The sequence below is a fragment of the Mesorhizobium sp. M0633 genome, assembly GCF_040320645.1.
Taxonomy (GTDB): domain Bacteria; phylum Pseudomonadota; class Alphaproteobacteria; order Rhizobiales; family Rhizobiaceae; genus Mesorhizobium.
In genome coordinates, this window is record NZ_JAMYQC010000054.1 from 19,967 (window position 1) to 30,224 (window position 10,258).

The following is a 10,258-nucleotide window of genomic DNA, read 5'->3' on the forward strand; positions in this document are numbered from 1 at the left end:
CATCCAACCTGACTGCGCGGTATCGTCCCCGAGGGGCGTGAAGTTCGCTGCCAGCCGGCTCCGATCTCGAAACCGCTATGCCGCCATACCGAACATGCAAGGCGGTCACGCGCCGGGCTGCTGGTCGATGTGTTGGCGATGCCGACGACATGACCCGAGAGGCTGCAGCATGTTCCTGCGATCCGGCAGCGTTGCGCCGGCGATCTAGCGATGGTGGCCTGAGTTCTTCTCCTTCGGTTGCATCGGGGCCATTCCCGTTTCATGTCGCCTTTGTAGACGACCGCCCGCTTTGTGCGGTCAACCCCCGTTGGGGGTACACTCGGCGAATATTCAGGAAAATTCGATTTCTGTTTTTGTCTGCGGGCAGGCGAAGGGCCTGCCCGCAATTTTTCGGCAAATAGAATTTTCCAGAATTTTCGCCGAGATGACCGCAGCAGGACGGCCCTCTCCTTTGGCGCCATCGGGAATGGCCCCGATGCAACCGAAGGAGAACTACCATGGCCACCACGATCGCAAACCTCACCACCAAGTCCGACGGCTCGATGGAAGGCGTCTTTGCCACGCTCCGGGTCAATGCCCCGATCACCCTGATCCCAAACACCAACAAGTCGCGCGAGGACGCCCCCGACTACCGGATCGTCAACAAGCGCACGGGCTTCGAGATCGGAGCCGGCTGGCACCGCATCTGCCAGCGTTCGGGAGAGGAGTACCTCTCGGTCAAGCTGGAAGCCCCCGAGATCGGCGTCATCTTCGGCAATCTCGCTCCCGCCCCGGGTGGCGAGGAAAACAAGAAGGTCATCCTCTGGAACAACCCCCAGTGAGGCATCGGTGGCCGGCCCCGCAAGGGGCCGGCTCCCCACCGGCAAAAGGAGGTTGCAATGAGCCGCTACACCATCGCTGTCACTGGCACCGTCCCCGGACAGGTCCGCTCGGATCCAGACGCTGTCATCGGCTACGACCCACCGCTTCGGACCTACTTCCTGCAAGCGTTCCCCCACGAAGAAACCGACGAGCCCGCGCTCTGGCTTGGCACCCACGATCGCGCGTTCGAAGCGCTTGACGATCTTCGCCATGCAGCCATCTCACACGGCTACGACTTCATGCCGTTGTCGCCCAAACTGGCGGCAAAGCTGGTCGGCGACAAAGCGGCAGCCAGTGCGCTTCCGGACCGGGACGACTTCCTTGGTCAACTGCTGAAACACCTCAACCAATCCAAGTAGGCAAACATCTCAGGGCCCGCGACGAAGTATCGTCGCGGGCCCTTTTTTTCGCACATAGCAAAGAGCCACGAACATCACCTGTCGCAACAGGCGATAGCGGCTCCATACCGTCGGTCATTCCTTCGGCAGTTTGTGCTTATGAATGCGGATATAATCCTGCACAGCCTTTCGCAGCAGTTCGGTCATGCTGTGGCCGTTGCTGATCGCCAGCAGCTTGAAATGGCGCTGCTCCGCAGCCGTCAGGTAATACCCGCAGCGGATCATCTCCTCCTCGCGAATCTTCTTGCCGGCTATCGGATCCTTTTTCTGACCCTGCCGCAGCAGCTTGCGAAAGTCAGGGCTTGCACCCGATGCCGGCTCGGGCGTCTGCGACATCGCCGATCCGACATTCGGCTCCAGCTTCTGCGCCTCGATCTTCGGCGATGAAATGAACATGCTCGGCAGTGCCGGCGGCTGCGTGGAAATCGCCTTCATCATGCGGGCTTTCTTGTCGTGACCGGGTTTCGGTGCGGGTTCTTCACTCATGCCGCGTTCCTTGTGGCTTCGATGAAGGTTTGCAGAAGGTCGTCGAAGACCCCTTCGCTCTCGGCAACCGCCTTCGCATCAGGCACCGCGGGGCTGTAAAGGGTCTGCCCGGTCTGAAGATCGCGGTAGGCAACACGATTGTGCAGGACGTGTTCTGCAATCGGCGTGCCGTTGGCCTGGATGATGGCGCGCAGTTCGGTCAGGGCTCGCGCCCTGCCATCGATGATGGTCTGCTTAGTCAGCACGAATATCGCAGGCAGCGGTTTACCCCGGCTCTCGACCGCCAGCGGGATGTAGTGGTCGGTGATCTGGATGGCGGCGGTCACATCGTCGAGGGCAAAATAGACCGGCACGACGACAATATCGGCCGCGAAGAGCCCGGCCATGAGGTTGTCATTTGTGGTGCCTTCCGTATCGATCAAGACGACGGAGCGCTCACCGTTGTGAGTGGCTGCGGCGTCAAGGATTTCCTGCGGAGTCATCGCGCTCACCAGTTGCAGCCTGTCAGGACGATTGCCAGCCTCACCCAGCATCTGGAACCAGCGGTTTATGTTCTGCCGCCGGTCGCCGTCGACAAGAGTGACCGAATAGCCCCGATGCAGCGCGACGGATGCGAGGGCGCGCAGCATCGTTGATTTGCCAGTGCCGCCCTTGGGGATCGCAGCGGAGATGATCATGGGGGGCCTCCTTCCGGCGTGGGCTCCTTGTGTCCATGTAAACATGGAAACAAGTCATCATGGACACATGGACCAATATTACAGTCCAAACATGGGTGGCATAGTCAACGGGGCAGACCGGTTTGGCAACCCAGGCGCCCATCGATAAAGGCTCGCTCAGGGTGCAGTCACTAACGCGGCGGTTGCCATCTTCATGCGAGGAATGATCTGCCGGGCTGACCGGAGTGCGGACCGCCCTGATGTTTTCCATGTTAACATGGAAACAAGTCTTCAACGCCACATCACAACAAATCACGATGGAGACATTGCGACGCTGCAGTCGGGCCGTGCCGTCGACAACTGCGCTGGTGAGAAGACACGCCCTCAATCATTTCATTTCTGCTTTTTATTGGCAGGATAGCCTATTTTGTGATACACAAAATAGGCGGCGCGGTCCTGGCGGGCCTTAGTGCCCGCAAGCGGGCTTGAGAGATGGATGCAGACGCCCAGAAAGCGGCCAAGACCGCGTCACGACGCTATGGCGAGGTGACGCACATCCGGTTTTCGGCTGACGAGCTGGCCAGCCTCAAAGCCATTGCGGAGCGGGACGGCGTGACCGTCAGCGAAGTCGTGCGGCGTCTTGTGCGGGCAGAGGCCGGGCATCTGCCTATCGCGTCAGAGGCGTTGCGGCCGGCGATCGTGGAGATGACTGATCAGCTGCGGCGCGTCGGCGTCAATTTCAATCAGGCCGTGCGCGCCATGAACGACGGCCGTGTTGCCCATGATGAGGATCTTGAGCAGGCGCTGATCGCCGTGGGCGACCTCGTGCGGCAGTTTCGCGATGAACTGAAAACGATGACCGTCGAGTCTCGCAAGGCGCGGGAAGCCAGGCCATGAGCGGTCGTCTTGCTGGCTACGCGGCCGAAATCGAACGCTATCTGCGGGGCGAGTCCGGCGTGAAGCGTGAGGAGCTGGACGACGACAAGTCTCTGACGGGCGCCCGACGCGAGGCAGGCGAATTCCAGGCGATGAGGAGTTATGAGCTGACCGGTGGCGGCGGACGCTTCGGGCACGGACAACAGGGCTCGACGCCAGGTGGCGGCACGAGCGTCCCTCGTTCGTCGCCGGGAGGATTGGGGGCGGCGGGGGGTTCGATGTCCAGCGGGGCTCCGCAGGCCACTGCTGCTGCGAGCTCGCACAAGGCCGCTAGCGCCCCGATCATGGTCTATGGCGCCACGCTCGCCGGTTTCCGGCCGGAAGAGGAGGAGGAAGACTGGAAGCGGCGCGGCGGCGGCGGTGGCCGTGGAGCTGACCGCTTTGGCGCTACAGGACGAGCGGCGCGGGCGGGCTATCAGGCGCGGGCCGTCGCGGCAAGGGCAGGCTATGCGGCGGGCGCGCAGCCTGCCGTGTTCAAGGTCATGCCCAATCCGCCGTCGACCAGGGAAGCGGCCGCGCGGCTGCTCAATTACATCGGGAAGCGCGAGGACGAAAAAGGCGAGAAACACGACATCGAGATTTTCGACGAGGACGGGCAGGTCCTTGCGACAGGCGCCGCACGAAAGGCGTTCCTGGAGACTTTTTGCGAGACGTTCGAACCGCCCTTGGAAAATACCAATTTTCTGGAGGTTCGTTTCGAGCTCGCCGGCGAGGCCACCGATGCCGCCTTGAGCGAGGCGCTGAAGAAGGCATTCGATGCAAAACCGTTCATCTACGCGCAGAACGGACAGACGGTGCAGGTTTACGCACATACCGATGAGCGGGCAGGGCCGCTTGCGCGAGTCCTGGCCGGCGGTCGGGAGAATTCGCGCAGCAAGGCGCTCGACAAGGTCGAGGCGCGTTTGTCTGAGGCCATGGGCGCGGCGGGGGTGGTCGCCAAGGCAGAGGTGACGGCGGCCGTGAGCCGTGAACCCAAAGCGAAATATTTCCTGCAGAAGTTCATCCGCACCAACAGCCACGTCCGCCACGCAAATGGCGAGCCCGTGCCTGGGGTGAAGAGTTCCACCAAGGCTGCGGCTGCGGTGTACGAACAATGGCGCCCGCAGTTTTCGGGGCGTGAACGCCGCAATGCCTATCACCTGCTTTTCTCGGCAAGAGCCGGCACCGATGCCAACGCCGTCATGGCCGCGGCGCGCGGCGTGCTCGAGGAGCGAGCGCCAGGATACAAGTTCGTCCTGGCGCATCACAACGACACCAAGCACGTCCATATCCATGCAATGGTGCAGGCACGGTCAGCCGACGGCGAGCGCCTGAAATTCTACAAGCCGGATCTCGCAGCCTGGCGCGAGACCTTTGCGGAAAAAGCACGCGAGAACGGCATTGCGATGGTGGCGACGCGGCGCATGGACCATGCGATGACGCGTCCGTTCACGAAGGAGCATGCCGGGGCTTATAGCCGCGCCCAGAGCGATCCGCGCTATCAGGTCAGCGCCAGGACGATCGAGCGGGTGGAGGCCAAGCGGCAACGCCGTTTGGATGGACAATCCCTTGTCGTGAACGGCGATGCAATCGCTGCCGCATGGCAAAAGACTGTGACGACGATGCGGACCGCGGGCGTGGTCGGTCAGGCTCTCACGGCAGCGGAGTCGATCGGCAACAATTTTCTGCAGTTCCGTCGCGATCGGACAGGGGAGGGGCAACCAGGTCCTGCCGCGGGTCGCGGAGCGGATCAATCGGGGCAGAAGTCTTTCCTGTCCCATCCCGGTATGAGAGAATTGAATGCATTGATAGGAGATTTGGACATGGCGCAAACCCCCTTGGAAATGCGGCGTCAGATGGCCCGCGTCAATCAGGCTCTGGACAACATGCGCGAGACGCTGCCGCCGGCGCATCAAGGGCAGTTCGAACAGTATCGTGAAGAGGTCAACGACAAGATGCACGACCGTCTCGCGCGGCTGCGATTCGAGCGGCAGCAGCAGCGTCGTGGTGGTGGCGGTGGCGAGCCGATCCACGAGCGCGAGGCGCGAGCACGAGACCTTCCAACTCGGGACAATCCCCGCGAGCCGGAGCAGCCGCGCACAGGCACCGAGCAGGAGAAGGTGAGAGCCAAGCAGAAGGACGCCAACAAGCAGAAGGCTCAGCAGGCTGAAGAACAGGACCGCAAGACCCAGCGCTCAAATGATAACGATTACGAGCGCTGAGCACAGATCGCTTGCCGGCCGTTAAGGCGCGGGAGAGTGCAGGGACAATGTCGCCGAGACTCGTTCGTGCCTCGGTTTGCGGGCATGATATCGAAATCTGCTACCTGCCCCATCGCGGGTGTCAGATCTTGGTCCCGTTTCCGGCTCAAGGTCACCCGTTGGGAATCCAGCACCTGTGCTTTGTCGGGACAAGATAGTTGCTATTGGGGTTTGGCCGCCGCAGCCGCGAGCATCGCCTGTCCCACTTCAACAGCGCCTTGAGCAGTCAGTGTCTCCCCGGCGTTCTGGATATCGCGCAGCTCTTTGTTCTGACTGAGCTTGAATTTTCCAACCAGGCTGGTGATCTCGATCTCCAGGGCGACGATCGCCTTGGCCATCGTGTCAATGAAATCCTTCGGCGCGTCGCCCATCTTCCACGGGGCCGGCTGGTTGGCCTCGTGCATGTGAGTGAGCTTCGCGACGTTGCGGCGCACATAGCGCTCGTCGTCCCGGACGGTGATGCGACCATGGGCGTGGGCAACGAGATAGTTCCAGGTCGGCACCTGCCTATGGGATTCGTGTTTGCTGGGATACCAGTTCGGCGAGATGTAGGCGTCGGCCGCACGGAAGACGACGAGGACCTCATCGCCATTGGCAACCTCCGTCCAGACCGGGTTTTTACGGGCGACATGGCAATTGAGGACGCCCTTATCGCCCTTTGAACGATCCAGCTCGAAGGGCATATGGTTGGCGTCGAGTGTGCTATTGCTGTGGGTGATCAGGATACCAAACGGGTGTTTTTCGATAAGATCAAAGAGGGCGTTCTGATCGGGTACGGCGAAATGCGGAGGAACGTACAAAGGGGATCTCCTGTTGAAGGCGGTTGTCAGTGGTCGGCGAGGTCTTGCGAAACAGCAACGCGCGACTTCGCTGCCTGCGACGAGGGTGCCGGAACCCGCTGTCCGCCGCGTTCAAGAACCGCCATCGAGAAGTGGGCGGGCACGTCGGATGCCGCGGCATATGTGTGGGGTTGATCTGTAACGAGGCGCGCACTCTCGGCTGCATTTAGGATGATCTCGTGGCTGCCCACCGTGACCTTGAGCGAGCCTTGGGTAACGGAGAGCAGTTCGCGTGTATCGGGACTGTGCGCATCCGCGGCAAACACATCACCCGGCATGAGGACCCAGCTCCAAAGTTCGAACATCGTGCGTCCCGAGGTCGATGTGTGAAGCTGCGCCCGGCTGCCTTTGGCGCTCGTCCAAAGCGTCCTTGACACGCTCCGTTCGATCGGGTGGTCGGGGGCCGTGGAAGGCGCCTCGTTTAGCAAATCGGCGACAGATAGTGAAAACGCTGCCGCCAAACGGCAAAGGATGCCGATACTCGGGTTTGCCTTACCCTGCTCAAGTGCGACAACCGTCCCTTTGGACAGGCCAGTCAGTTTGGCCAGTCGATCAAGGGTCAGGTTTTGGTCGCGCCTAAGATCCCGGATCCGGATCGCAATCGCCTGGCCAAGCTCCTGCTCGGTCTCTAAAGGTGTCGGGATGTCGGTCATTATATTGACTTGGCCTCTCGCATCGGCTACGGTCACTATAATGACCGGCGCAAAATTGCAACCGCGCCTTAAACAGGAATTGGCCAGTGCGCTTTGAAACGAAGGCAATCCACAGCGGTCGAGCTTTCGATCCATCCACGGGCGCGGTTTCAATACCGCTTCATACCAGCACGACCTTCGAGCGCGGTGCCGACGGTTCGTTTCCGTTTGGGTTCGAGTACACGCGTGATGCAAACCCGACACGTAATGCATTCGAGTCGGCGATGGCCGCGCTCGAGGGAGGATACGAAGGCATCGCCTTTGCGTCGGGTATGGCTGCAATCGCTGCGGTCTTTGAGAGCCATCCCTCGACGGGACGGATCGTCCTTCCTGATGATATGTATTTTGGCATCCGCTCGCTGATGGACGAAACCGATATCGGCTCTCGCTTCGACTTCGCCGCGGTCGATATGCGGGATCTGGATGCTGTGCGCGATGCGGTCACCTCAAAGCGGACTGGCCTCGTTTGGGTCGAGACGCCGTCTAACCCGATGATCCGCGTTGTCGACATTTCGGCCATCTGCAAAATCGCGCACGAGGCAGGTGCCTTGGCGGTGGTGGACAACACGTGGGCCACGCCCGTGCTTCAGCGCCCGCTTGAACTTGGGGCGGACGCGGTCATGCACTCGGCAACAAAGTACATTGGCGGCCACTCGGATCTGATGGCGGGCGTCGTTGTCGTGCCGCATTCATCGCCTCTCGGACGGCCGCTACGGATGGTCCAGAAACACAAGGGCAGCGTCGCGGCACCCTTCGACTGTTGGTTGGCACTGCGAGGGCTGCAGACCTTGCCGATCCGCATGCGCGCTCATTGTGAAGGCGCCCAGAAGGTTGCGGAGGCCCTGTCGTCCCATCCCCGCGTCGAGAAAGTACTTTTTCCGGGCCTGCAAGATGATCCGGGACACGATCTGGCTACACGGCAGATGAGCGATTACGGAGCGATGCTTTCCTTTATCGTCGAAGGTGGAACCGATGCCGCGATGGCGGTGGCTGCCCGCCTCAACCTTGTTGTCCGTGCGACAAGCCTTGGAGGGACGCACTCCCTGATCGAGCATCGCGCATCCGTCGAGGGTGCGAAGTCCAAAGCGCCAGGCGGATTGCTGCGAATGTCCGTGGGGCTTGAGCACCCTCAGGACATCATTGACGACCTGATGCAGGCTCTCAGTGCGACGTCTGGGGCGTAGTCCCCAAAATGAATCAGGCGTGAGAGACCGGCGAAAGATCCAAGATGCTCAACCATCTGAATCACCTGCTAATTGTCTATACGGCCTACGTCGTTGCAGCGGGGAGCCCGGGTCCCAGCACAATGCGGATCATGGGAACGGCAATGCAGCAAGGGCGCCAAGCAGCCCTTGCTTTGTCAGCCGGCGTCGTCACCGGATCGATTTTTTGGGGCATCATGGCGGCGACAGGCATCTCCGCGCTTTTGGCAAGCTACGCCCAGGCGCTCGTCATTCTAAAGATTCTCGGAGGCTGTTATCTGCTCTATTTAGCTTTCAAGGCAGGAAGGGGTGCTCTGACACCGGACCAGCATGATGCCGCGCCTAGTACAGCACGCCGGCCGATCTCAGGGCTCGGTCTCTACAGGCGCGGTTTGCTGATGCACCTCAGCAATCCGAAATCGATTCTCGCCTGGATTGCACTGGTGACGCTAGGCCTTGGGCCGGACGCCTCGCCTACGGATGTCATCGTCATCCTTGCAGGATGTGCGGTGCTCAGCGTTACAATATTTTGCGGGTATGCCGTCGTGTTTTCCACGCAGCCCATGGTCAGGATGTACCGTCGGGCGCGGCGAGGCATTGAAGTTGTTTTAGCCGCCGCCTTTGGTTTTGCAGGGCTGCGGCTCCTGCTTTGGCGAACCTGAAAGAATCTCCTGAACAACTGCCTCGCGACGAGGAGCGGGAGCGAGGGGTCAAGTCCCGGGGGCGGAGGTATCTCTGGCACCGCTTTACGTGGCGGCTGGCGCATCAAAAATGCGGCTGTCGCGGTTGGGCTGGAGGCTTGTTGTTAGCGATCGCCGTAGATCGGCTCGGCTAATCGACTAGATCAGGCAAAGCATCTTCGACGATGCTCAGATTTCGATCGAAAGTCTCGGTGTCGGATGCGTTGGCGCGCAGGGACCGCACCTTGTTCAGGATCGCCGCAACCGCCGCTTCTTTGTCGGGCGCTATGCGTGTTGTCACGGCTTTGGCGGCCAAAGCGGAAAAATCTATAACGGCATAAGCGGTTCCGTCGCAAACTCCAGCTGAGGTCGGGCAGGTTGAGCGTCACGCGGCGCTCATGCGGCGAGCATTTCGAACTGCTTGGCAATGGAGGGCGTGGGATTGTAGGCAAACCTCGCCTGTCGTTTGCGCATCATATGAACCATCTCGATGCCCGAGAGGATAATTTTGGCGGTTGTCGTTGACTTGAAGCCGAGCATGGACCGGACGCGGCGCTTGATGCGCCTATGATCCTGTTCGATGCGGTTGTTGAAATACTGGCTCTTGCGGATTCTGATCGGCTTCAGTGCTCGTCGCGATCGATCCCGCAGGCGATTTCAAGATCGCAAGATCGGATGGCCTCGTGATTGGTCTGGCTGCCGTCGATGGCGATACGTTCCGGCCTGCCATGGCGCTGCAGGGCCTTCCGTAAGAAGCGTTTGGCCGCGGGCAGGTCACGGTTTTCGCTGAAGAAGAACTCGACCGTGTCGCCCACGCTGTCGACGGCGCGGTAGAGATACATCCAGCGACCACGCACCCGGACATAAGTTTCATCAACGTGCCACTTGCCGGTGACCGGACGTTTTCTCCGGTTGAAGCGTTCAAGCAGCAGAGGCGAAAAATGCACGACCCAGCGGTGGACAGTGGAATGGTCGACGTGAATGCCGCGCTCGGCCATCATCTCTTCCAGATCGCGCAGGCTGAGATTGTAGGCAAGATACCAGCGAACGCACAGCAGGATCACGGATCGATCAAAATGGCGGCCTTTGAACATGACAAACTCCCGGAAAAGAGCAAGCGTCATGCAGCAAATGACCTTTCCGAAAAGTTTGCGACAGAACGTACCCATCCGGTGAAGACCGCAGACGTGTATCCGGCGGCCATGAGGACCTGAGCACCGCGGTGCCGGCGTCAAGTTTTTGATGGGGAGACGCGATGATATTCTTCG

Annotated in this window: 12 protein-coding genes; 6 read left to right on the forward strand and 6 right to left on the reverse strand. The window is 60.6% G+C overall.

Going from position 1 to position 10,258, the window contains the following annotated elements; translation table 11 throughout:
- Positions 1 to 497 precede the first annotated feature (497 nt).
- A complete protein-coding gene (locus tag NKI47_RS32620; protein WP_352595514.1) occupies positions 498 to 821 on the forward strand; it encodes a DUF736 domain-containing protein in 324 nt (107 codons plus the stop codon).
- 57 nt (positions 822 to 878) lie between these two features.
- Positions 879 to 1,220: a hypothetical protein gene (locus NKI47_RS32625; protein ID WP_352595517.1), complete on the forward strand. Its 342-nt coding sequence runs from the start codon at positions 879 to 881 to the stop codon at positions 1,218 to 1,220.
- Between the two features lie 114 nt (positions 1,221 to 1,334).
- On the opposite strand, the gene NKI47_RS32630 is transcribed toward NKI47_RS32625, so the two are convergent.
- Together NKI47_RS32630 and NKI47_RS32635 are read right to left on the reverse strand one after the other, a co-directional pair.
- Positions 1,335 to 1,745 carry a hypothetical protein gene (locus tag NKI47_RS32630; RefSeq protein ID WP_352595520.1) on the reverse strand — a complete coding sequence of 137 codons (411 nt, stop codon included), beginning with the start codon at positions 1,743 to 1,745 and terminating at the stop codon, positions 1,335 to 1,337.
- Positions 1,742 to 2,422, reverse strand: a complete 681-nt coding sequence (locus NKI47_RS32635; RefSeq protein WP_352595523.1) for a nucleotide-binding protein — start codon at positions 2,420 to 2,422, stop codon at positions 1,742 to 1,744. Before NKI47_RS32635 ends, NKI47_RS32630 begins: the two co-directional genes overlap by 4 nt.
- A gap of 525 nt (positions 2,423 to 2,947) precedes the next feature.
- Between NKI47_RS32635 and NKI47_RS32640 the strand changes: the two genes are divergently transcribed.
- Both NKI47_RS32640 and NKI47_RS32645 read left to right on the forward strand, forming a co-directional pair.
- Positions 2,948 to 3,298 carry a plasmid mobilization protein gene (locus NKI47_RS32640; protein WP_352595525.1) on the forward strand — a complete coding sequence of 117 codons (351 nt, stop codon included), beginning with the start codon at positions 2,948 to 2,950 and terminating at the stop codon, positions 3,296 to 3,298.
- A gap of 509 nt (positions 3,299 to 3,807) precedes the next feature.
- Complete coding sequence (locus NKI47_RS32645) at positions 3,808 to 5,538, forward strand: relaxase/mobilization nuclease domain-containing protein (RefSeq protein WP_352595527.1); 1,731 nt, start codon at positions 3,808 to 3,810, stop codon at positions 5,536 to 5,538.
- Positions 5,539 to 5,738: 200 nt separating this feature from the next.
- On the opposite strand, the gene NKI47_RS32650 is transcribed toward NKI47_RS32645, so the two are convergent.
- Entirely contained in the window at positions 5,739 to 6,377 is a 639-nt protein-coding gene (locus NKI47_RS32650; protein WP_352595529.1) for an FMN-binding negative transcriptional regulator, read from the reverse strand.
- Between the two features lie 26 nt (positions 6,378 to 6,403).
- The gene (locus NKI47_RS32655; RefSeq protein ID WP_352595531.1) at positions 6,404 to 7,069 is read right to left on the reverse strand and encodes a helix-turn-helix domain-containing protein; all 666 of its coding nucleotides are present in this window, start codon (positions 7,067 to 7,069) and stop codon (positions 6,404 to 6,406) included.
- Positions 7,070 to 7,155: 86 nt separating this feature from the next.
- On the opposite strand from NKI47_RS32655, the gene NKI47_RS32660 reads away from it, so the two are divergent.
- Both NKI47_RS32660 and NKI47_RS32665 read left to right on the forward strand, forming a co-directional pair.
- Complete coding sequence (locus NKI47_RS32660) at positions 7,156 to 8,292, forward strand: trans-sulfuration enzyme family protein (RefSeq protein ID WP_352595533.1); 1,137 nt, start codon at positions 7,156 to 7,158, stop codon at positions 8,290 to 8,292.
- A gap of 44 nt (positions 8,293 to 8,336) precedes the next feature.
- Positions 8,337 to 8,972, forward strand: coding sequence for a LysE family translocator (locus NKI47_RS32665; protein ID WP_352595535.1), 636 nt, complete (start codon positions 8,337 to 8,339; stop codon positions 8,970 to 8,972).
- Between the two features lie 169 nt (positions 8,973 to 9,141).
- On the opposite strand, the gene NKI47_RS32670 is transcribed toward NKI47_RS32665, so the two are convergent.
- Positions 9,142 to 9,306 carry a hypothetical protein gene (locus NKI47_RS32670; protein ID WP_352595538.1) on the reverse strand — a complete coding sequence of 55 codons (165 nt, stop codon included), beginning with the start codon at positions 9,304 to 9,306 and terminating at the stop codon, positions 9,142 to 9,144.
- An 80-nt stretch (positions 9,307 to 9,386) separates the two neighbouring features.
- Positions 9,387 to 10,084, reverse strand: a protein-coding gene (locus NKI47_RS32675; protein WP_352595545.1) for an IS6 family transposase whose coding sequence is annotated in 2 segments (ribosomal slippage) — positions 9,387 to 9,649 and positions 9,649 to 10,084 — 699 coding nt in all. Because the reading frame shifts where the segments join, the coding sequence is not laid out codon by codon here.
- Positions 10,085 to 10,258 lie beyond the last annotated feature (174 nt).